General features: G+C 65.9%; 21 protein-coding genes. 5 read left to right on the top strand and 16 right to left on the bottom strand.

The window, feature by feature from the left end; translation table 11 throughout:
- Nucleotides 1-4: 4 nt before the first annotated feature.
- The 6 genes from G3A50_RS20155 to G3A50_RS20130 all read right to left on the bottom strand — a co-directional run bounded on the left by G3A50_RS20155 (nucleotide 5) and on the right by G3A50_RS20130 (nucleotide 6051).
- Nucleotides 5-871, bottom strand: a complete 867-nt coding sequence (locus G3A50_RS20155) for a DUF58 domain-containing protein (protein ID WP_246251922.1) — start codon at nucleotides 869-871, stop codon at nucleotides 5-7.
- Nucleotides 868-1899: an AAA family ATPase gene (locus tag G3A50_RS20150; RefSeq protein ID WP_163076901.1), complete on the bottom strand. Its 1032-nt coding sequence runs from the start codon at nucleotides 1897-1899 to the stop codon at nucleotides 868-870. The genes G3A50_RS20155 and G3A50_RS20150 overlap by 4 nt, the downstream gene beginning before the upstream one ends.
- Before the next feature lie 205 nt (nucleotides 1900-2104).
- The gene (locus G3A50_RS20145) at nucleotides 2105-2422 is read right to left on the bottom strand and encodes a methanol dehydrogenase [cytochrome c] subunit (RefSeq protein WP_163076900.1); all 318 of its coding nucleotides are present in this window, start codon (nucleotides 2420-2422) and stop codon (nucleotides 2105-2107) included.
- A 43-nt stretch (nucleotides 2423-2465) separates the two neighbouring features.
- A complete protein-coding gene (gene moxG, locus G3A50_RS20140; protein WP_163076899.1) occupies nucleotides 2466-3044 on the bottom strand; it encodes a cytochrome c(L), periplasmic in 579 nt (192 codons plus the stop codon).
- A 61-nt stretch (nucleotides 3045-3105) separates the two neighbouring features.
- Nucleotides 3106-3999: a methanol oxidation system protein MoxJ gene (gene moxJ / locus G3A50_RS20135; RefSeq protein ID WP_343037821.1), complete on the bottom strand. Its 894-nt coding sequence runs from the start codon at nucleotides 3997-3999 to the stop codon at nucleotides 3106-3108.
- 147 nt (nucleotides 4000-4146) lie between these two features.
- Entirely contained in the window at nucleotides 4147-6051 is a 1905-nt protein-coding gene (locus G3A50_RS20130; protein WP_163076898.1) for a methanol/ethanol family PQQ-dependent dehydrogenase, read from the bottom strand.
- 467 nt (nucleotides 6052-6518) lie between these two features.
- On the opposite strand from G3A50_RS20130, the gene G3A50_RS20125 reads away from it, so the two are divergent.
- From G3A50_RS20125 to G3A50_RS20115, 3 genes are read left to right on the top strand one after another with little or no spacing between them, the layout of a single operon-like run.
- Nucleotides 6519-7037: a hypothetical protein gene (locus tag G3A50_RS20125; protein WP_163076897.1), complete on the top strand. Its 519-nt coding sequence runs from the start codon at nucleotides 6519-6521 to the stop codon at nucleotides 7035-7037.
- Nucleotides 7034-8467 (top strand): ATP-binding protein, encoded by a 1434-nt coding sequence (locus G3A50_RS20120; protein ID WP_163076896.1) that lies wholly within the window; start codon nucleotides 7034-7036, stop codon nucleotides 8465-8467. The genes G3A50_RS20125 and G3A50_RS20120 overlap by 4 nt, the downstream gene beginning before the upstream one ends.
- Nucleotides 8464-9117, top strand: coding sequence for a response regulator transcription factor (locus G3A50_RS20115; protein ID WP_163076895.1), 654 nt, complete (start codon nucleotides 8464-8466; stop codon nucleotides 9115-9117). The genes G3A50_RS20120 and G3A50_RS20115 overlap by 4 nt, the downstream gene beginning before the upstream one ends.
- 12 nt (nucleotides 9118-9129) lie before the next feature.
- Here G3A50_RS20115 and arsH read toward each other — a convergent pair whose 3' ends face one another.
- The 6 genes from arsH to G3A50_RS20085 form a co-directional block, all read right to left on the bottom strand.
- On the bottom strand, nucleotides 9130-9840 hold the full coding sequence (arsH, locus tag G3A50_RS20110) for an arsenical resistance protein ArsH (RefSeq protein ID WP_163076894.1): 711 nt from the start codon (nucleotides 9838-9840) through the stop codon (nucleotides 9130-9132).
- Nucleotides 9840-10895: an ACR3 family arsenite efflux transporter gene (gene arsB, locus G3A50_RS20105; RefSeq protein WP_163076893.1), complete on the bottom strand. Its 1056-nt coding sequence runs from the start codon at nucleotides 10893-10895 to the stop codon at nucleotides 9840-9842. The genes arsH and arsB overlap by 1 nt, the downstream gene beginning before the upstream one ends.
- Nucleotides 10896-10904: 9 nt before the next feature.
- The gene (gene arsC / locus G3A50_RS20100; protein ID WP_163076892.1) at nucleotides 10905-11330 is read right to left on the bottom strand and encodes an arsenate reductase (glutaredoxin); all 426 of its coding nucleotides are present in this window, start codon (nucleotides 11328-11330) and stop codon (nucleotides 10905-10907) included.
- An 8-nt stretch (nucleotides 11331-11338) separates the two neighbouring features.
- Entirely contained in the window at nucleotides 11339-11881 is a 543-nt protein-coding gene (locus G3A50_RS20095) for an arsenate reductase ArsC (protein WP_163076891.1), read from the bottom strand.
- The gene (locus tag G3A50_RS20090) at nucleotides 11874-12239 is read right to left on the bottom strand and encodes an ArsR/SmtB family transcription factor (protein ID WP_425483424.1); all 366 of its coding nucleotides are present in this window, start codon (nucleotides 12237-12239) and stop codon (nucleotides 11874-11876) included. The genes G3A50_RS20095 and G3A50_RS20090 overlap by 8 nt, the downstream gene beginning before the upstream one ends.
- A 322-nt stretch (nucleotides 12240-12561) precedes the next feature.
- Nucleotides 12562-14187, bottom strand: coding sequence for an alpha-amylase family glycosyl hydrolase (locus G3A50_RS20085; protein ID WP_163076890.1), 1626 nt, complete (start codon nucleotides 14185-14187; stop codon nucleotides 12562-12564).
- 246 nt (nucleotides 14188-14433) lie between these two features.
- Here G3A50_RS20085 and G3A50_RS20080 point away from each other — a divergent pair, with 246 nt between their 5' ends.
- Nucleotides 14434-15210 carry an SDR family NAD(P)-dependent oxidoreductase gene (locus tag G3A50_RS20080; RefSeq protein ID WP_163076889.1) on the top strand — a complete coding sequence of 259 codons (777 nt, stop codon included), beginning with the start codon at nucleotides 14434-14436 and terminating at the stop codon, nucleotides 15208-15210.
- 34 nt (nucleotides 15211-15244) lie between these two features.
- Here G3A50_RS20080 and G3A50_RS20075 read toward each other — a convergent pair whose 3' ends face one another.
- Both G3A50_RS20075 and G3A50_RS20070 read right to left on the bottom strand, forming a co-directional pair.
- A complete protein-coding gene (locus G3A50_RS20075; protein ID WP_163076888.1) occupies nucleotides 15245-16366 on the bottom strand; it encodes an FAD binding domain-containing protein in 1122 nt (373 codons plus the stop codon).
- 93 nt (nucleotides 16367-16459) lie between these two features.
- Complete coding sequence (locus tag G3A50_RS20070; RefSeq protein WP_210255179.1) at nucleotides 16460-17656, bottom strand: MFS transporter; 1197 nt, start codon at nucleotides 17654-17656, stop codon at nucleotides 16460-16462.
- Between the two features lie 124 nt (nucleotides 17657-17780).
- On the opposite strand from G3A50_RS20070, the gene G3A50_RS20065 reads away from it, so the two are divergent.
- Nucleotides 17781-18728, top strand: coding sequence for a LysR family transcriptional regulator (locus G3A50_RS20065; RefSeq protein ID WP_163076887.1), 948 nt, complete (start codon nucleotides 17781-17783; stop codon nucleotides 18726-18728).
- On the opposite strand, the gene G3A50_RS20060 is transcribed toward G3A50_RS20065, so the two are convergent.
- Both G3A50_RS20060 and G3A50_RS20055 read right to left on the bottom strand, forming a co-directional pair.
- Nucleotides 18646-19176, bottom strand: a complete 531-nt coding sequence (locus G3A50_RS20060) for a DsbA family protein (protein ID WP_163076886.1) — start codon at nucleotides 19174-19176, stop codon at nucleotides 18646-18648. The genes G3A50_RS20065 and G3A50_RS20060 overlap by 83 nt on opposite strands.
- Nucleotides 19173-19682: a peroxiredoxin gene (locus G3A50_RS20055; protein WP_246251919.1), complete on the bottom strand. Its 510-nt coding sequence runs from the start codon at nucleotides 19680-19682 to the stop codon at nucleotides 19173-19175. Before G3A50_RS20055 ends, G3A50_RS20060 begins: the two co-directional genes overlap by 4 nt.
- Between the last annotated feature and the right edge of the window lie 188 nt (nucleotides 19683-19870).

Genomic DNA, 19870 nt, shown 5'->3' with positions numbered 1-19870 from the left:
CGCTTCAGCCCGCCATCAGCCGGCGCGCGAGCGCCTCGTGGTCAAGTTCGTCAACGAGATCAAACGCGCGCAGGCCGCGCCGGGCGAACAAGGTCTCAATGGACTGCCGGCGCGTGCGCGCCGCGTCCAGCCAGCGCTGGCGCAGCGACGGGCGCATGAACACCAGCCGCCGCGTGCCGGTTTCCGGGTCGCTCAGCTCGATCAGCCCCCAATGCGGCAGGCTGGTCTCAAGCGACGTGTCGCGCATGACGACCGGGATCACATCGTGCCGCCACAGACGGTCGAGCAATGCCGCCAGACGCTGTTCGGGGATGAGATAATCCGACACCAGGAACACCAGCGCGCGGCGGTTCGGCAGCCGGTTCGCGGCCTCGAGCAGTCCCTCCGTTCCGGCTCCCTCGGCGACCGCGTGCTCCAGGAGCCCACGCACCTCATCCTCCACGCCGGTGCGCCGGGTAAAGGGCAGGAATACATCCGCGCGCAGACGCGCATCGCAGCCCAGCAGCGCGAAACTGTCGCCGCTGCGCCGCGCGGACAGGGCAAGCAGGGCACCGAGTTCCGCGACCTGTCGCTGCAACGCGCCGCCGAACGCCATCGATGCTGACAGGTCGACCAACATCGCCACCGGCACGGATCGACGCGGCGCGAATTCGCGGATCTTCAGGTCCCCGAAGGGGTCGCGCAGCGAGGCCCGCAGATCGATCCGGCGGGGGTCGGGCCGACGCAGCAGCGAGACATGGCGCCGAAACTCCCCCTCCACCCCCTCGCCATGACCGGGATGCGCGCCGGGCAGAAGGCCCTCCGGTCTCCAGCGCAACCGATAGGGGATCGGCTGCAGGCGCGTCTTTCGTGCGGGCTGAGCCGACATCATGGCGCGGCCACCCGCGCGAACAGGCCGGAGATGAGCGCCGCGACGATGCGCTCGCGATCGATCTCATAGGCTGGATCGACGAAGATACGGTGCGCCATGACCTCGTGGAACACCGCGCGCACATCTTCCGGCACGACCATGCTGCGCTCGGCGAGCCAGGCCCGCACCCGCGCCGCACGAATGAGATAGGACATGCCGCGCGGGCTGGCGCCGCCGAGCACGAGGCGCTCCATGTCCACACCCGCCACCTCGATGCCATAGTCGGACGGATCGCGTATCGCCGCCCACAGGGACAGCACATAGGCTTCAAGCGTCGGGCTCGCGCTCACGCCCAGCTGAATGGCGCGGGCGACGGTCTCCAGCGCATCGGGATCGAGCACGCCGCTCTCAACGCTCATCACAAGGGTGTCGACGTCGTGAAAGCGCGGGTCGAAGACGAGTTGGCGCCGCACCTGCGGGTCGGTCGGCATCGCGACCTGCACTTCCATCAGGAAGCGGTCGCGGGCGGCGGCGGGAAGCTCGAAGGTCTCCTCCCGCTCCACACGGTTGCGGTCGGCGAAAACCTGGACGTGGGGGAAGTGAAAGTCACGATTGAAGGCGGTAACGGAGCGCTCCGCCATCAGTCGCAGCAGCAGCGAATGCACCTGCGGACGGGCGCGGTTGATTTCGTTGAAGAAGAAGACGGAAAGATCCTCACCCTGTTTCAGCAGAGGTCCGGCCTCGATGCGCGGCTTGCCGTCCTCGCCCAGATGGGCGTGATAGATGAGATCGGTCGGCATCAGGTCGATCGTGCCCTCGATGCGCTCGAAGGCCCCGCCAATGGCGCGCGCCATGGCGCGAAGCAGCGTGGTCTTGCCGACGCCGACATCGCCCTCAAGCAGCACATGTCCGCGCGCGAAGGTCGCGATGGTCAGCAGCCTGATAATGCGTTCCTGCCCGAGCACCGCGCGGGCGATCTCGCTCTCGAAGCGCAACGCACGCCCGCGCCAGTCGGAAAGAAGGGTGTCCATCTCGCGAACGAGCCCCATCGCGAAGCCTTTCTGGGGAGCGGGCGGCGGATGTCTCATGCCGCGCCGGAAAGAGGCGCGGTCGACGCCGAACGGTTTGATCCGCTCCGCGCCGACCGCGCCAGTCGCCCACATGCCGGACGGGTTTGCCCGGAGGATCGCGGGGCGGACTGGAGATTGATGTCCGCCCGCAAGTGGGTTCTCGAAAGCCGTGTGACGGGCACTGTCAGTTCGCGCTGGGGATCTTCTTGGTGTCGTAGACGAACTGCCCGCTCTGCTTGAAATACTGCACGCGCTGGGCGTTGCGCTCTTCCATGCCCTTGATGGATTCCTGCTGCTTGTTCAGTTCCTTCGGGTTGTGCTTGGGGTCGTATTTCGAGCCCGCGACCTGCTCCGGATAGCCGGGCTTGGGCTCCCAGCAATTGCCCGGTGCCTTGCAGTTGGTGCCGTCATAGGCGCTCGCGCCGACCACCATGGCGAGTCCGAGCGCGGAGGCGCCGGCCACAATGAAGCTAAGTCTCACGCTGCGGTCGATGATGCTCATGCTCAGTCTCCTCGTCGTTTCCACCTGATGATTGGCCGCCGGTTCAGCCCGCCGGTCCACCGCACTGAGGAAGCAGGTCCTCAGATGGTTCAATGTGCTTGGCGTTCTCGTCGAAGGGCCTGAATGTGCTGCGCTGTTCGGGCGTCAGCCACACCGCCCCCTTGGGGTCTTCCTTGTAGAGGTGGCGTACCCAGGCCATGACGAGCAGCATCTCGTTCAGGTTGAGGGCGCCATACATCGGGCCCATCTGTCCCTGCGCGCCGCCGAAGACGGTTTCGAACAGTCCCTGGTCGGTCTCGTTCTTGGGATAGGTCCAGTAGGAGTCGTTAAGCCCTGGCCCGATCTTCCCCTCGGCGTAGTGGCCATGACAGCCCGAGCACATGGACAGGTACAGCTCGTGTGCCTTGGGCAGACAGATCGGGTCCTCGACGTAGATGTTCACCCCGGTCTGCAGGAAGGTCTTCACCGCCTCGGTGTCGCGCCCCTCCTCGGGCGCCTCAGACAGGTCGAGAGGCTGCCCGGTGACCGTGTGGGTCAGCATGATGGCGGCGTGGGCTCCCCAGACCAGGGAACCGACGGTAGCAATCGCCGCAGCCGTCTTCACAAGGGTTCTTGTACGCATCGGACCTTTTCGCATCGCGGGAAGGAGGCCCGGCGGCGCTCGCGCCGGGCAGAGGGGAAGCTCAACTGTTCGGCTTGAGCAGCGGAATGCCTTCCTCGGTCAGGATCTTCTCGATCTCCGTCCGCGACGTCTCCAGCGCCCGGTCGAGTTCGGCGCGCAGCGCGGCATCTTCCCGGCGCACACCGATGGCCTGGTCGTACTGCATCGGAATTGGCGTACCGTCCGGCTGATCGATGTCGTTGCTGATCAGCGTCATGCGAAGCGGGGTGCGCGATTCCTTCACATAGCGTGCGACCTCGGGAGCGAAGGCCACCGCGACATCGGCATCGCCGCGGGCGACCTCGCCCACCAGCCGGTCACCGGGTACCTGGATCCACTGGTTGCGCCGGGATTTGAAGTCGACCAGCGAGTACATATACGCGGCGTTGTCCTCGAAGCGGCCGATGCGCTTCAGCAGCGTCTCGGCCGGCGAGTAGAAGCGCACCGCGAAACGGCTCTGGTCCTTCACCTGCTCGTCGTCCCACCGGCTCGCGGTGATGCCGCGGTCCTGCTTGGTCACCAGCACGTAGCCCGTGCGGTAATAGGGCCGGGAGGTGAGCACCCGCTCGTCTCCGGCATCCACCCCCATGACCACGTCGCAGTTCTTCTTGTCGAGCTGGTCGCGCACCAGATAGATGCCGGGCCGATCGGTGCGCACGAACACGGGCTTGCGTCCCATGGCGTCCGCCAGCACGGTGGCGATGCGGTCCTCGAAGCCGGTGGAATCCTTCTCGGAGAACGGCGCCTCGGCATTGGAAGCGCAGATGCGCAGCTCCTTGGCGGCGCCCTCCTTATCCACGGCGTCGGTCGCGGCGCCGGCCAACCCGGAGAACGAGACACCGGCGGTGACGATGCCGGCGGCGATGAGAGCGAGCGGACTTACAGCTTTGCTGAGGGACATCGGTGTTCGGAACATCGGGGATCTCCTGGCACGCACCGGCCTCGCGGTCCGGTTTGCTGGGAATGTTCGAAAGGCGGCCGCCCGGTGCGCACGCTGTGACGTGCCTGGGGCGAATTGGCACCCGCAAAGCAAGGCGCCGGGCGGCCATTCCTCGGGGCGTCGTCAGCCGCCGGTACGGATGATCTCGGTGGAGTACTCGCCGAGGTTCGGGTCGTCGTAGGGGTTCTTGCCGTCGAGCGAGAACACCATCACGCCGCCGCCCATCTGGGTGTAGTGCTGGAGCTGCTTGAACGCGCCCACCGAGCCGAGACCGGCGGTCGGGTCGTTCAGGTCGAACACCAGGCCCACGCCCGGCCAGCCGCCGACGCCGTAATAGATGGCGACATACTGCGTGCCGTTATGGGTGTAGGTCATGGGGTGGCCGATGACGCCGGACGGCAGCTTGAACTTCCACAGCAGCTCGCCGGTATCGCTGTCACGGGCCTTGATGAAGCCGTCCAGCGTTCCGTAGAACATCACGCCGCCAGCCGTGGCGAGCGTGCCGCCCCAGGCCGCGAAACGCTCCATCACTTCCCACTTGTAGGTGTTGTTGATGGCGTCATAGGCCTTCACCTGGCCCAGACCCTCATACTTCTGCCGATCGCCCTTCGGGCCCGGATACATGTTCAGCGTCGCGCCGACGAAGAACTGGCCGGCACGATAGGGCAGCATGAAGGGCTCCCAATCCATGCAGATGTGGTTGATGCCCATGAAGAAGGACTTGCGCTCCGGATCGTAGGAGTCGTGTCCCTGATTGTGGTAGCCCATGGCGGAGGGGCAGATGTCGCGGCCCTTGTGGTCCATGCGCGTGGCATATTCGGGATCGCGCTGGGGCAGGCCGGTCTTGAGGTCGACCTGCTTCACCCAGTTGACGGTGTCGTCGATCTTGTCGGCGGAGATCAGGTCGCCATTGGTGCGGTCCAGCGTGTAGACGATGCCGTTGCGGTCCGGATGGGTGAGAAGCTTGCGCATCTTGCCCTCCTTGTCCTGCTGCTCGGAGAGCATCATCACGTTGACGCCGGCATAGTCCCATTCGTCATGCGGGGTCTTCTGGTAGCCGAACTTGGCCTCGCCGGTGTCGATGTCCCGGCCCCAGATGGTCATGGTCCACTTGTTGTCGCCCGGACGCATGGTCTCGTTCCAGGGCGCGGGATTTCCCGAGCCGTAATAGAACAGGTTGGTGTCCGGATCGAAGGCGTACCAGCCCCAGTTGGTGCCACCGCCGATCTTCCAGGCCTCGCCTTCCCACGTCGCCTGACCGAGGCCCTTCTGGCCGTAATGCGGGTTGGCGTCGTTGAAGTCGTCGCCGAGCATCACCTCGGAATCCGGGCCGGTCGCATAGGCCCGCCACTTCTGCACGCCGGTGGGGATGTCGTAGGCGGTCACATAGCCGCGCACGCCCAGTTCCGCACCGGAGGAGCCGACCAGCACGGTATCCTTGATGACATAGGGCGCGATGGTCAGCGTGGAGCCGACCTTGATGTCGGAGTTCTCAAGCTTCCAGTACTCTTCGCCGGTCTTGGCGTTGAGGGCGACGACATGGCCGTCGAGCTGAGTCTTGATGATGAGCGGGGCGACATCGCCATTGCCGGGCCAGTAGGCGAGGCCGCGATTGACGACGTCGCAGCAGGCCACCGCGCGGGCTGTCGGGTTCTGTTTGGGCTTGTGCTGCCACAAGATCCTGCCGGGCTCGTCGAGCGAGACGGCGAAGGTGGTGTTGGGGAAGGGCGAATGGATGAACATCACGCCGTCCACAACCAGGGGCGTGCCCTCATGGCCGCTCAGGACGCCGGTGGAGAACGACCAGGCAGCCTTGAGCTGCTTGACGTTGTCCTTGTTGATCTCCTTCGCCTCGCTGTAGTTGTTGGCGCTGTAATTCTTGCCGGTCATCGGCCAGTTGTCGGTGCCTTCCGACAGCTCGACCAGCTTGTCGTTGGCCACCGCCGGCACCATGCCTGCCAAGCCGACCGTAGCCACCAGTGCGGTGGCGACGGTGAGTGCTGACACCGAAGAGTGCAGTCGACTCATGGGACTTTCCCTCGCGTTTCCTATTCCCAGACCGCTCCGCATGCACCTGTGGCCTCGGGCCCGATACTGCGGATTTATTTGCTTCCTCATCTGAGACCTGCCGGGAAACCGGACTGCGGAACTTGGCGGTACCGCAGAGACATTGTCCGAGATGAAGACGCGTTCTTATGTTTCTATTGGAATTCGCTGTTCTTCACTTGGAGTGTTCTCCAGATGCAGCTTCCTTGTCTGTAGGACGTTAGGAAGTTCTGGCAGGGTATTTTTCCTTCCTCGGACAGGGAAAAGTTCCCGTCGCGGCGTTCGGGCTTGCCTTACTGCGAAAAAGTCGCTTCCATGACAGTGGCTTGCGATCCTACGGCCGAAGCGACCCATGACATGAGCCGGCTAATGTCACGGGCCGGCCTCGAATCAAATCGCCCCACAAGGCACGCTGCAACGATTTACTGATAAGATTATCATAAGTATTCATGAAGCTCGCTCCGCCCATCGTTCGCCACCTGTCTCTGGTCACCACCGCCCTGGTGCTGGCCGGTTGCCCCGATGCGGGCGAGCCTGAGCGGGGCGAGCGCGTGACGGAGGCGGCCGGGGACGCGCTGGTGCGCAAAAGCTGGCTTCAACCCACGGACGCCACGCCGCCCGCGCGCTGGCTGGCCAGCCGGGAGGCGGGCGCCGATCTTGCCGCCGACGCGCCCGCGGTTGCCGGCTGGCGCGAGTTACTGGATGACGCCGACCAGCGCTTTGGCGAGACCGACCGGATGATCGCCAACCGGGCTGCGCAGCTGGAAGCGATGCTGGCCGAGATCAATGTTCGCGAGACCGCACGGCAACTGCTGACGGACTTTGCGTCGCTGGCGGCGAAAGGCTCGCGCAGCGGCTTCAGCGACATCTGCCAGCATTATTTCAATCTGCGCTCGCAAGGCATGTCGCGCCGCGACGCGCTAGCCGCGCTGCACGCTGAGCCTACCCACCGGGGAGACGCTGAATGAGCGCGTTTGCGCCGCAGTCCTCTCAGGCTGTCCTAAAGCCACGCTCCCTGCGCCGTCAGGTGATGGCCGCCGTGATCGCCATCAATCTATGCGCCGCGCTGGCGGCCATGGTGGTGGTTATCGCCAACGCCCGGCGCGCGACCGAGACGGAGATATTGTCGTCTCTCGCGGTCGCCGTGCGGTTCGTCGAGGAAACCGCCCTGCGCCTCGCCGACGCGCCTGACAGCACCGGGTCTCTCGCCCAGCTTCCGCTACATATCAACGGGTTGCGCCATGTGCGGATCCGGATCGAAGACGCCCAGGGAAACGGCGTCGACGTGGCGCCACCGACGCGTGACGTCGAGGATGACGAGAAGGAGGAAGTGCCGGGCTGGTTCACCGCGCTGATAAGCGTGCCCCCGGCGGAGCGTGATGTGTCGGTGTTTGAGAACGGCGCGCTTGTCGGCCATGTAAGGGTCACGGGCGAGGCCTCGGACGAAATCGCCGAGGTGTGGGAAGACATGTCGTCGCTCGCCTGGCTCGCGATCGTCGTCAATGTGGCCATCCTCGCCGCGCTCTATCTCGCGCTTGGCCGGTTGCTCAAGCCGCTCAACACGCTGTCGGCCGGCCTGCAGGAGCTTGAGGAGGGGCATTTCGAGCATCGCCTGCCACCTCCCTCGGTCAGCGAACTCGCCGTCATCGCCGATCGCTTCAATGCGCTCGGTCTGGCGCTGCGCCGTGCCCGCGATGACAATTCCCGCCTCAACGAGCGCCTGATCCAGGTACAGGACGACGAGCGACGCCAGATCGCTTCGGACCTGCATGACGAGCTTGGCCCCTGCCTGTTCGGCCTGCGCGCCAATCTCGAGTCGCTCGCACGGCTTTCCGCGCGCACCGAGACCGATCTTGCCGGCCGGATGGCCGAGCGGGTGGAGACGATGGTCGAGATCCTCGACCGGATACAGGGGCTGAACCGCCAGCTCCTGCGCCGCATTCGTCCCATGGCTCTCGGCCACGTCCCGTTGTCGGCGGTGATCGCCGATCTGGTCGCCGACTTCCGGGGGCACGCGCCCGATCGCACCTTCCGGCTCGTCAGCACCGGCCTCGCCGACCGCTATGGCGACAGTATCGACATCACCGTGTTCCGCTGCCTCCAGGAAGCCGTCACCAACGCGCTGCGCCACGGCGACGCCATGCAGATCGGCATCACGCTGCGCCACGACAGCCGCGAGGGCCTGCTCGAATTGGTGGTGGAGGATGACGGCACCGGCATGCGCGCCGATACCTCGCCCGGATTCGGGCTGATCGGTATCGAGGAGCGCATCGGGGCGCTGGGCGGGTGCTGGCGTATCGTCCCAGGCGAGCCGCACGGGACGCGGATCGAGATCACCATCCCGCTTCATCCGGCGATGCACAACATCGTCACGGCCGAGACAACGGTGAGCCAATGACCAGCGTTCTGGTGATCGATGATCATCCCATCGTCCTGCAGGGGTGCCGGCGGCTGCTGGAGGACGCGGGCGTTGAGCGCATCCTTGAGGCGGGCACCGCGCTTTCAGGCTACCGCCTGTTCCGACGCGAGAAGCCCGATGTTGTCATCGTCGACCTTGCGCTTCAGGGCAACGGACTGAGCGGCCTGCCTCTGGTGCGCCGGCTGAGGCGACAGAGCGCACGCACGCCGATCCTCGTCTTTTCTATGCACGGTGATCCGATCATCGCCAGCCGCGCGCTGGAAGCCGGCGCCAATGGCTATGTGCTGAAAGATACAACCTCGGGCGCACTGATCGAGGCCTTCGAGCGGGTGCGTCGCGGCCAGCCCTATATGAGCCACGACCTCGCCATGCAGGTCGCCATGCTCGGGACGTCGAAGACCGCGCCACTCGCCGACATCACGCTGCGTGAATTGCAGACGCTGTCCCTGCTGGCGGATGGGCGCGACTACACCCAGATCGCCGCGGAACTCGGCATCAGCTACAAGACCGTCGCCAACACCTGCTCGCAGCTGAGAACGAAGCTCGGCGCGAGCACGCTGCCCGAGCTGGTACGCCGCGCGATCCAGTACGTCGCCACGGCCCCGACGGGACGAACCGGCCGGCAGTGAGGGCGCGCCCGTTCAGATGGACTCGAGCCCGACACGCGCCGCCAGCGCCTCGGCGGCTTCCTTGCGTTCGCTATAGCGGTCCGTGAGGTAGGTCGAGACATCACGCGTCAGCCGCGTGAACTTGACCAGTTCCTCCATCACGTCGACCACACGGTCATAATAGGAGGAGGGCTTCATCCGGCCGGCCTCGTCGAATTCCTGATAGGCCTTAGCCACCGACGACTGGTTGGGAATGGTCACCATCCGCATCCAGCGGCCGAGCACGCGCATCTGGTTGACGGCGTTGAAGCTCTGCGAGCCGCCGGAAACCTGCATCACCGCCAATGTGCGCCCCTGCGTCGGGCGGAGCGCGCCGACCGAGAGCGGAATCCAGTCGATCTGCGCCTTCATCACCGCGCTCATCGCGCCATGCCGCTCCGGGCTGGTCCACACCTGACCCTCGGACCAGAGCGACAACTCACGTAGTTCGCGGACCTTGGGGTGGTCGATGTCGGCACCGTCCGGAAGGGGCAGGCCGTGCGGGTCGAAGATCCGTGTCTCCGCCCCGAAATGCCGCAGCAGGCGTTCGGCTTCCAGCGTCAGAAAGCGGCTGTAGGAACGCTCGCGCAGCGAGCCGTAGAGCAGCAGGATACGCGGTGGATGCGCCGAGGGCGCGACGTGCAGGCGGTCGGTGCTTGGCACGTCGAGGCAACCGGCGGCGACATTCGGCAGGTCCTGCGGCATCAGCGCGGCGCCTGCGCCGCTATGGCGCGTTTTTCTCCGCGCTCGTACCAGCCCTTGGAGCGGTTCACGATCCACACCACGGAGAGCATCACCGGCACCTCGATCAACACACCGACAACGGTGGCCAGCGCGGCGCCGGAATGGAAGCCGAACAGGCTGATGGCGGCCGCGACCGCCAGCTCGAAGAAGTTGGAGGCCCCGATCAGAGCCGACGGACCCGCCACGCAATGCGGCTCGCCCGCGAACCGGTTGAGCAGGTAGGCGAGGCCGGAGTTGAAATACACCTGGATGAGTATCGGCACCGCCAGGAGCCCGATCACCATCGGCTGGGCGATGATCTGTTCGCCCTGAAACCCGAACAGCAGCACCAGCGTCGCCAGCAGCGCGGTCAGCGACACCGGCCCCAGCCGGGCGAGCAGCCTGTCGAGCGCCGCCTGCCCACCCGCCGCCAGCACCCGGCGACGGAGAAACTGCGCGACGACGAACGGCACGACGATGTAGAGCACGACGGAGAGGACCAGCGTGTTCCACGGCACGGTGATGGCGGAGAGGCCGAGCAGCAGGCCGACGATCGGCGCGAAGGCCACCACCATGATCGCATCATTCAGCGCGACCTGGCTCAGCGTGAAATGCGGTTCCCCCTTGGTCAGGTTCGACCATACAAACACCATGGCGGTGCAGGGCGCGGCGGCAAGGATGATGAGCCCGGCGATATAGCTGTCGATCTGGTCTTCCGGCAGAAACGGCCGGAACAGCCAGCCGATGAACAGCCACCCCAGCAGCGCCATCGAGAACGGTTTGATCGCCCAGTTCACGAACAGCGTGACACCGATGCCGCGCCAGTGCCGGCCGACTTCGCCCAGCGCCGCGAAATCGATCTTCAGCAGCATGGGAATGACCATGAGCCAGATCAGCACCGCGACGGGCAGGTTCACCCGCGCGATCTCCGCCCCGCCAATCGCCTGGAAGACGCCCGGCAACAGATGGCCGAGGCCGACGCCGACCGCGATGCAGAGAGCGACCCAAAGGGTGAGGTAACGTTCAAAGGTCGACATGGATGCCCCTCACGCCTTGGCTACACGCTGGCCGGACGCGTCCAGCACACGCTCGCCATCTTCCTTGACGAAGGCCCCGCGCGGTGGCGGCAGCAGGTCCAGCACCGCTTCCGAAGGGCGACAGAGTTTTACTCCCATGGGGCTGACCACGATCGGCCGGTTGATGAGGATCGGATGGGCCATCATGGCGTCGATGAGCTGATCGTCGGTCAGGCCGGGATCGTCGAGGCCGAGCGCGGCATAGGGCGTACCCTTTTCCCGCAGCACGGCACGTACGCTGACGCCCATGCGATCTATGAGCTGCACCAGCATCGCCCGCGTGGGCGGCGTCTTCAGATACTCAATCACATGCGGCTCGATGCCCGCATTGCGGATCATCGCCAGCGTGTTGCGCGAGGTGCCGCAATCCGGGTTGTGGTAGATGATGACATCCATGGCTTGTCTCACGCCGCGCTGTTTCGAGGGGCGGAGGAGCCTTCCCCCTGGCCGATTTCCGCCAGCCTGGCGCGGAGCGACACCCTGTCGAGGCTCGTCACGGGCAGCGCGGTGAAGGCCGCTATGCGGTTCTTCAGATAGCGGAGCGCGGCGACGAAGGCGGCTTCCTTATGGATGTCCAGACCTTCGACCGCGGCGGGATCCTCGATGCCCCAATGCGCGGTCATCGGCTGGCCCGGCCAGACCGGGCAGACCTCACCCGCGGCGTTGTCGCAGACGGTGAAGACGAAATCCATGACCGGGGCGTCGGGCCCCGTGAACTCGGCCCAGCTCTTGGAGCGCAGGCCATCGACGGGATAGTCGAAGCTGCGCAGGATCTTCAGCGCGAAGGGATTGACCGTACCCTTCGGCTGGCTGCCGGCCGAGAACGCCCGGAAGCGGCCGGCGCCGTCCTTGGCGAGAATACTCTCGGCCAGAATCGAGCGGGCCGAATTGCCGGTGCAGAGGAACAGGACGTTGAAGACACGTCCGGTTTGAAGCGTCTCAGGCATGGGTTTTCTCCTCGGTGGGCGGACAGTTGCAGGACAGCGCTTCCAGCGCCGGCGTGCACACCTCCGGATGGCCCTGGCAGCAATCGCGCATCAGGAATTCGACCAGGCTGGACAGCGCCGGATAGGCCGCGCTGTAGATGATGGAGCGCCCCTCGCGGCGGGACGCCACGAGCCCCGCCTGTTCCAGCTGGTTCAGATGGAACGACATGCGCGAGGATGACGCTCCGTCCATCGCCTCGCCGATCATCCCGGCCGCCAACCCCTCGGGGCCGGCGGTCACCAGAAGACGCACGATCCGCAGCCGGGTTTCCTGCGAAAGGGCGGCAAAGGCGCCAAGCGCCTGCGCTTCATCAATCATCTCAATATATCAAGCTTCATTGAATTATTAAATACATGAAGATCCGGGCGAACGCCAGCCTTCCAGATCTCATGCGAGGAAGAAAAAACGCGCGCTCGGCATCGAGCACGTCGAGGAAGGCGCTGGAGCCGGACTAGCAGAACGCGCGCGCGCGCGAGTACGGCCGCGATCCGGCAAGAACACAGGCCGATGCCGGAAGACTGCTTGGTGCAGGGTCCGTCGATGGTCCGCCTGAAACACGGGAAGGTTGTCCCGCCGCCACCCATTCGCGGTCAGCGATGGCGTCGCCGCGGCCATGTCCGCCAGTGCATCAGCCTGTTCGTCAATGGCGCACGCTGACCCTGCCGAAATGCGCGGCCCATGGCTCAAGGCGCAGCGCGTCGCCGCGCCGCGTCGCCCCGAAACCATGGCCGGTCAGGTCGTCGCCGAGCGGTATCGCGGACAGTGCCACCTCGCATACCGCATCGCTCAGGTTGAACACGCACACGACCCCGTCCGCGTCTCCGCCGCGTTGAAAAACCAGTAGATCGTCCGGCGCCGGATGAAAGGTGATGTCGTTGCCCAGAAGGGTGGGCTGCTGGCGGCGCCAGTTCAGAAAGCGCCGCATCCGGTTGAGCGCGGATCCGGGCTCGCGCTTCTGCGTGTCGACGGACCGGTGGTGATGCTCGGGCGGAATCGGCAACCAGGGCTCGACCGTGCTGAATCCGCAATGGTCCTCGTCTTCGCGCCAGGGCATGGGCGTACGCGCGCCATCGCGCCCCTTGAACGAGGGATAGAACTCGCGCCCATAGGGATCGAGAAGCTGCTCGAAGGGAATGTCGGCCTCCGGCAACCCCAGTTCGCTTCCCTGATAGAGGCAGAGCGCGCCCCTCAGGCAGGACAGCGCCGCCAGCACGGTGAGCGTGAAATCGGGATGGTCGCGCCCTTGCCTCAGGCGTGTCGGCGCGCGCATGAAGTCGTGATTGTCGAGCGCCCAGCAGGGCAGGCCGTCCGTGGGCCGGCATCCCAGTTGTTCCACCAGCTCGCGGATCATGGTCCCGTTCACCTGTTCGGCGCCCAGCAGCCAGTAGCCATAGGCAAGGTGCAGACGGGCAGGGGCGGTGTACTGCTTGTGCAGCTGCACGCCCTCACTCTCATTGAGTTCGCCGAGCAGGACGCGGTCGCCATAGGCATCGGCCAGCGCACGCAGGCGCTCCAGAAACCCCAGATTTTCCGGCTGTCCAATGTCGCGAACGTGTTTCTGGAAGGAGTAGGGGTTGAAGTTGAAGGCACTGCCGCGCGGCGCGGTGTCGGCCGGCGGGTTGTCGCGCAGCTGCGCGTCATGAAAATAGAACGCGCACACGTCGAGCCGGAAACCGTCGACCCCGAGGTCCAGCCAGAACCGGCAGGCTTCGAGCACCGCATCCTGAACCGCGCGATTGTGGTAGTTCAGGTCCGGCTGCGTGGTCAGGAAATTGTGCAGGTAATACTGGTTCCGGCGTGGCTCCCACTGCCAGGACGGGCCGCCGAAAACCGACAGCCAGTTGTTGGGCGGCGTTCCATCGGGGCGCGGATCTGCCCAGACATACCAGTCGGCTCTGGCATTGGTACGCGAGGCCCGGCTTTCCCTGAACCAGGCGTGCTGGTCCGAGGTGTGGCTCAGTACCTGGTCCATCAGCACCTTCAGGCCGCGCCGGTGCGCTTCCCCGATCAGGCGGACGACATCGTCCAGCGTGCCGAACAGCGGATCGACGGCCACATAGTCTTCGACATCGTAACCGTAGTCCTTCATCGGCGACTTCTGGAACGGCGATATCCAGATGGCGTCCACACCGAGCTGCGCGACATAGTCGAGTTCTTCGGTGATGCCCTTGAGGTCGCCGACACCGTCGGCCGACGTGTCTTTGAAGGAGCGAGGATAGATCTGATAGATGACCGCGCCGTGCCACCAGGGATGTCGATGTGTCATGGCTAAGGAAGTCTAGTGTTCCCTATCCCGGTGGCAACCCACGCACGGCCCGATTTCCGGCACCACCTTCCCAAACTGCCGCCTTCCCAGGCCCCGGCCCCAGAAGCCCGCCGCTGAGCAATCCGCAGGTGCAAATTGCAAGGACATCCACCAGATTGGTCCTATCTCTCAGACTGCACGGCAACCCGCCTCGCGTCGCCGGCGCGGCGTCGGTCCCGTTACCGATAGAGAACTCAGGAGCAGGTCATGAAAATCGATCTTTCGGGGAAAAGTGCTCTCGTCACGGGCTCGGCGGCGGGCATCGGATTCGCCATTGCCAAGGGGCTGCATGAAGCGGGTGCGCGGGTTGTGGTGAACGGCCGCACGGCGGACTCGGTCGCCACCGCCGTGTCCCGGCTGGGAGGCAGCGCCAGCGGACGCGACATTGACCTGTCGACGCCGGAAGGCGTCGCCGAACTTGTCGCGGCCGAGCCGGCCTTCGACATCGTGGTGAGCAACCTCGGTATCTTCCAGCCCGCCGACTTCTTCGAGGCCGACGACGCGCTGTGGGAACGCCACTGGCAGATCAACGTCATGGCGGGCGTCCGCCTCGCCCGGGCCTATCTGCCGCCCATGAAGGACAGGGGGTGGGGTCGCTTCCTCTTCCTCGGTTCGGAATCCGGCTACAACATCCCGGCCGACATGATCCACTATGGCGTCAGCAAGACCGCCGATGTGGCGCTGGCCCGCGGCCTCGCCAAGCGCATGGCCGGCACCGGCGTGACGGTAAATTCCATCCTGCCCGGCCCCACGCTTTCGGAAGGCGTAAAGGAGATGCTCAAGGACGAGATCGCCGGCGGCAAGACGCTGGAACAGGCCGGCATCGATTTCGTCAAGGCCCACCGTCCCAGCTCCATCATCGGCCGGCCGGCGACGGTGGAGGAGGTCGCCAACATGGCGGTCTACATCGCCTCGCCGCTCTCTTCCGCCACCACCGGCGCGGCGCTGCGCGTCGATGGTGGGGTGGTCGAGTTCATCGTCTGATCAATGGCGGAAGATGAGGCGGGCGCGACCCGCCTCAGGCCACGAGCGAGCGGCCGAGCCTCCTGCCATAAGCGACGATGGCCTCATCCCTCGGCGCGCGGTCGGCCGCATAGGCCGCGAGCGCGACGGCGAGATCCTCGTGCTCGACCAATGCCTTGCGCAGCGCGAAGGCATCCCCTGCCGCCTTGGCGACACCCATGGCCGTGTGCGGCCGGGCGACGAAAGCCGCATCCCCCATCAGCGCGATCCGGCCCGAGGTCATGCGCGGCGTCGCATAGTCGAAGATGGCGTGCACGAACGGGCGTGTTTCAGCCTCGACAGCCGCGCGGAACGAGGGCGGAAGCAGCCGCGCGGCATCCTCGCGCAGCCCGGCGACGATCTCGGGCCGCACCTGCCCCGGCGCCAGCGAGAACGGACGCCGGACACCGTCGGCTCCCGTCAGCACGTCATTGAGAGCCGTATCGTCGTAGCGCCGGTACCAGACCCAGTTGTAGCGCCGCCGTCCCTTCGCGATCGCGCCATCCGGACCGGCGACGAGATAGCCGAGTATGTGCGAGCCCGGCATTTCATAGAAGGCGAACCGCTCGAAAAGCTGCCGGGCGGCGGGGGCGGGGACATCGCCCTCCGCCACCAGCCCGCGCCAGGTTGCATAGCCGACATAGGAAGGACGCGAATCCACCCCCGCGACCGCGCGCCTCACCACCGACCCGATGCCGTCGGCGCCGATGACCATGTCCGCCCGCACCGTGCCGCCATCGGCGAAATGCACCACCGCCTCTTCCCCGTCCTGCGTCACCCCAGTGATCGCGCGGCCGCCGAAATAGCGTTCCGGCGGCAGCCGTTCCCGGAAGCTGCGGAACAGAACGTCCCATGAGAGCTGCTCCTGCGGCGTCTCCTGGCTGTGGATCACCTCGCCCTCGCGGTCGAGATAGATGCGCTGCCGGGCAACCACCCCGATCCGGGCGATATGCTCGATCCCGACCTCTCGCATGATCTCGAACACCTCGCGCTGCGCCACCAGGCCGGCGCCGCGCCCTTCAAGCCCATGCACCGAGCGCTCATAAACCTGCACGTCGAAGCCGGCCCGATGCAGAAGCACGGCGGCGAAAAGCCCGCCGATGGAACCTCCGACAATGACGATGCGCTTGGCCTTCATGGCGATGTCTTCCATTTGCTGGGCATATCGGCGCCCGCCCGTGCCGGCGGGCGCATGGCGTGGAGGAGCGGCCCGACTTCGGGCCGCCCGTGGTCAGCCTCTCCGGCGAAGGGCCGCGTGGAGCTGGAGGCCGGCGCCGATGGCCGCGAAGCCGCCCCCGAGCAGGCTCACTCCGGTCCAACCCGCCGCGTCCCAGACCGGCATCACCAGTGCCGAACCCAGCGCGCCGCCAAGGAACATTCCGCCCATCAACACCGTGTTGAGCCGGGCCCGTGCCGCGGGACGCAGGGCGAAGACGATATGCTGGTTGGAGATGAGGGCGCTCTGCACCCCGAAATCGAGCAGGATCACGCCCGCCACCAGCCCGGCGAGCGAGCCCCACAGGCCGAACACGAGCCACGACGCCAGCGTCACCACCGCGCCCATGATCACCGCCTGCGTCGCGCCGTGCCGGTCGGCGAAGCGCCCGGCGAGCGGCGCTGCAAGAATGCCGACCGCCCCGACCAGGCCGAACAGGCCCGCCACCTCGGCACCGAAGCCGAATTCCGGCTGTTCCAGACGGAAGGCGAGGATGGTCCAGAACACGGTGAAGGCCGCGAATAGGGCCGCTTGCGTCAGCGCGGCAAGGCGCAGCGCCGGGAACTCCACCCACAGATGGCCGATGGTGCGCAGCAGCCGTCCATAGCTCAGCTTCTCGTCCGGCGCGCTGCGCGGAAGCACCAGCGCCATCATCCCGGCGGCGCCCAGTGCCATCGGCACGGCGAGCCAGAACATCTCGCGCCATCCGCCATGGGTCGCCACGAAGCCAGCCAGCGTGCGGCTGAGCAAGATGCCGGTCAGCAGCCCGGCCATCACCGTGCCGACCGTCGCTCCCCGCCGCTCAGGCGCAGCAAGATGGGCGGCGAGCGGCACGATCTGCTGGGCCACCGTGGCCAGCAGCCCGATCAGCAGCGAGGCAATGACGATCATCGCCGCGCTCGGCGACACCGCAGCAAACGCAAGCGCGGCGGCAAGCAGGGTGAACTGGAGGATGATAAGCCTCCGCCGCTCCACCAGATCGCCGAGCGGCACCAGCAGAAACAGACCGAACGCATAGCCGAGCTGGGTCGCGGTCGGTATGGCGGCGGCGACCCTTCCCGGCAGATCCTGCTCGATGATCGCGAGCATGGGCTGGTTGTAGTAGATGTTGGCGACCGCGACGCCCGCCCCCACCGCCATGGCGAAGGTCGAGACCGGCCCGAGAGCCGCCTGCGACGCCGGGGCGTCAGCAATCGTTTCCTGTACAGACATGTGCCTATCTCCCGCCCCGCCAGCGAGGCAGGGCCGCATGAATTCTGTTGGGTGAGAGATAGACCATCATCAGAAACGATATAGTGTCTTATTCTGATGCACGATCATCTCAGGTTTTGTTACAATGGACTTCACCGCACTCGCGCTGCTGATCGAAACCTCGTCCGCCGGCAGCTTCGCCGAGGCCGCGCGCCGCCTGCGCCTGCCGCCAATGAAGGCCACCCGCCTGATCGCGGCGCTGGAGGACGAACTCGGCGTTCGCCTGCTTCACCGCACCACGCGCGCGCTCTCGCTCACCGATGAGGGAATGGTGTTCCTTCCCCACGCCCGGACATTGGTGGAAGAGCGCGCGGCGGCACTCTCAAGCGTGCAGGGCGCGATGGCCGGTCCCACCGGCCTCCTGCGCGTCAGTGCCTCGCTGGCCTTCGGGCGCAAGGTCGTGGCGCCGATGGTGGTTGATTTCATGCAGGCCCATCCGCAGGTGCAGGTGGACCTTCTGCTGTCGGACAGCGTGGTCGATCTGGTGACCGAGGGCATCGATCTCGCCATCCGCATCGCGGAGTTGACCGACAGCAACCTGATTGCCCGTCGCCTGGCCGAGAATCCCCGCCGCCTGGTCGCGTCTCCGGCCTATATCGAGCGCTTCGGCGCGCCGGCGCGGCTGGACGAGCTCAAGCAGCATGAGTGCCTCAACAGCGCGACACGCCCGCACTGGACCTTCCGAACGGCGAAGGAGGCCCGCACCATCCGGGCGGCGGGGCGCTTCACCGCCAATTCCGTCGACGCCATCCACGAGGCTTGCCTCGGTGGTCTCGGCATCGCCAATCTGTCCGACTGGGACATCGCCGAGGACCTCCAACGCGGTGTGCTGAGGGAGATCGTCCTGGAGGACGCCACCTCGGAGCGGCTGGACATCTGGGCCGTCTATGCCAGCCGGCGGCTGATGCCGGCCAAGGTCCGGTTCTTCATCGAGACGCTCGCAGAACGCCTCAAGCCGCCCTCAGCGCCACCTGCTGGACCACATCGAGCAGGCTCGCAAGGTCGCGTGGCCCGTCATAGCGCAGGCCGTTGATGAACAGCGTCGGTGTCCCGTTCACCCCGCTGCGAATACCGCCGATGAAGTCCTGCCGGATCTTCGCGTCATGCCGGCCATTCAGCGCATCGTCGAGATCCGCCCGGGGAAGACCGATGACACGGGCGAAACCGGCGAGACTGGCGTCGTCGAGCGTCGCCTGATGCTCATAGAGCAGATCATGCGCCTCCCAGAACCGGCCGATGGCCGCCACCGCTTCCGCGAACGCGGCAGCATGGGCTGCGTGGGGATGCGATTCAGTGATCGGAAAGTTGCGGAATACAAGGCGCACCTGCCCGCCGAGGCGCCGCAGCACTTCCTTCAGTATGGGGTATTCCTGACCGCAATAGGGGCATTCGTAGTCGCCATATTCCACCAGCGTGACCGGTGCGTCGGCAGGGCCCAGGACATGGTCGCCGGGGCCGACTTCGGGGGTAAGGTGGCTCATGACACAGCTCCTTCATGGTGCGCCGGCGCGCCCAGCCCTTCCAGCGCGGCGAGAATGCCGTCGGCGCCCGGATTGAGGCCAAGCGGCGAGACGTAGCTCCAGCGGATGATGCCGTCCGCGTCGATCACGAACAGCGCCCGCTCGGAGGTTCCCTCGGCCGGGCGATAGACGCCGAAGCTGCGCGCCACGGCCCCCTTCGGCTCGAAATCCGAGAGCAGGGGAAAATGCAGCCCGCGCGCCTGCGCAAAGGCGGCATGGCACCACACGCCATCGGTCGAAAGACCGACCAGCTGCGCGCCAAGACGATGAAATTCCGGCAGAATCTGGTTGTAGAGCACCATCTGGTCGCCGCACACCGGGCTCCAGTCCGCCGGGTAGAAGGCCAGGATCACCGGCCCGCCCTTGAGGTCCGACAGCGAAAGCTCCTGGTCGGGCGTTGCGGGAAGCGTGAAGTCCGGTGCCTTCTCGCCCGGCTTCAGCACCGTTTCCGAATGCATCCCATCCATGATCTGTCTCCGCATGGTTCGACCAGCCGGCGCGCCAGCCGCGCCTTGTCGATGGTGATGCTACGAAGCGGAGGAGGGCGCCGAAATCGGATGTTCGGTTGCCCCGACCATACCTTTGTTTCCTCCATTCCCCTTGGTTGCGCTTACGCTGCGGTGGCGTGATATCCAGACGCCCGAGGAAACGGCGC

It is taken from the genome of Ancylobacter pratisalsi, assembly GCF_010669125.1.
GTDB classification, from domain to species: Bacteria; Pseudomonadota; Alphaproteobacteria; order Rhizobiales; family Xanthobacteraceae; genus Ancylobacter; species Ancylobacter pratisalsi.
Note: the sequence above shows the minus strand (reverse complement) of the source record. Positions and strands in the feature narration are given on the sequence as shown.

Coding starts and splice junctions, on each gene's coding strand:
- G3A50_RS20155 (WP_246251922.1), bottom strand. CDS start 871: ATGATGTCGGCTCAGCCCGCACGAAAGACGCGCCTGCAGCCGATCCCC.
- G3A50_RS20150 (WP_163076901.1), bottom strand. CDS start 1,899: ATGGGGCTCGTTCGCGAGATGGACACCCTTCTTTCCGACTGGCGCGGG.
- G3A50_RS20145 (WP_163076900.1), bottom strand. CDS start 2,422: ATGAGCATCATCGACCGCAGCGTGAGACTTAGCTTCATTGTGGCCGGC.
- moxG (WP_163076899.1), bottom strand. CDS start 3,044: ATGCGTACAAGAACCCTTGTGAAGACGGCTGCGGCGATTGCTACCGTC.
- moxJ (WP_343037821.1), bottom strand. CDS start 3,999: ATGTTCCGAACACCGATGTCCCTCAGCAAAGCTGTAAGTCCGCTCGCT.
- G3A50_RS20130 (WP_163076898.1), bottom strand. CDS start 6,051: ATGAGTCGACTGCACTCTTCGGTGTCAGCACTCACCGTCGCCACCGCA.
- G3A50_RS20125 (WP_163076897.1), top strand. CDS start 6,519: ATGAAGCTCGCTCCGCCCATCGTTCGCCACCTGTCTCTGGTCACCACC.
- G3A50_RS20120 (WP_163076896.1), top strand. CDS start 7,034: ATGAGCGCGTTTGCGCCGCAGTCCTCTCAGGCTGTCCTAAAGCCACGC.
- G3A50_RS20115 (WP_163076895.1), top strand. CDS start 8,464: ATGACCAGCGTTCTGGTGATCGATGATCATCCCATCGTCCTGCAGGGG.
- arsH (WP_163076894.1), bottom strand. CDS start 9,840: ATGCCGCAGGACCTGCCGAATGTCGCCGCCGGTTGCCTCGACGTGCCA.
- arsB (WP_163076893.1), bottom strand. CDS start 10,895: ATGTCGACCTTTGAACGTTACCTCACCCTTTGGGTCGCTCTCTGCATC.
- arsC (WP_163076892.1), bottom strand. CDS start 11,330: ATGGATGTCATCATCTACCACAACCCGGATTGCGGCACCTCGCGCAAC.
- G3A50_RS20095 (WP_163076891.1), bottom strand. CDS start 11,881: ATGCCTGAGACGCTTCAAACCGGACGTGTCTTCAACGTCCTGTTCCTC.
- G3A50_RS20090 (WP_425483424.1), bottom strand. CDS start 12,239: ATGATTGATGAAGCGCAGGCGCTTGGCGCCTTTGCCGCCCTTTCGCAG.
- G3A50_RS20085 (WP_163076890.1), bottom strand. CDS start 14,187: ATGACACATCGACATCCCTGGTGGCACGGCGCGGTCATCTATCAGATC.
- G3A50_RS20080 (WP_163076889.1), top strand. CDS start 14,434: ATGAAAATCGATCTTTCGGGGAAAAGTGCTCTCGTCACGGGCTCGGCG.
- G3A50_RS20075 (WP_163076888.1), bottom strand. CDS start 16,366: ATGAAGGCCAAGCGCATCGTCATTGTCGGAGGTTCCATCGGCGGGCTT.
- G3A50_RS20070 (WP_210255179.1), bottom strand. CDS start 17,656: ATGTCTGTACAGGAAACGATTGCTGACGCCCCGGCGTCGCAGGCGGCT.
- G3A50_RS20065 (WP_163076887.1), top strand. CDS start 17,781: ATGGACTTCACCGCACTCGCGCTGCTGATCGAAACCTCGTCCGCCGGC.
- G3A50_RS20060 (WP_163076886.1), bottom strand. CDS start 19,176: ATGAGCCACCTTACCCCCGAAGTCGGCCCCGGCGACCATGTCCTGGGC.
- G3A50_RS20055 (WP_246251919.1), bottom strand. CDS start 19,682: ATGGATGGGATGCATTCGGAAACGGTGCTGAAGCCGGGCGAGAAGGCA.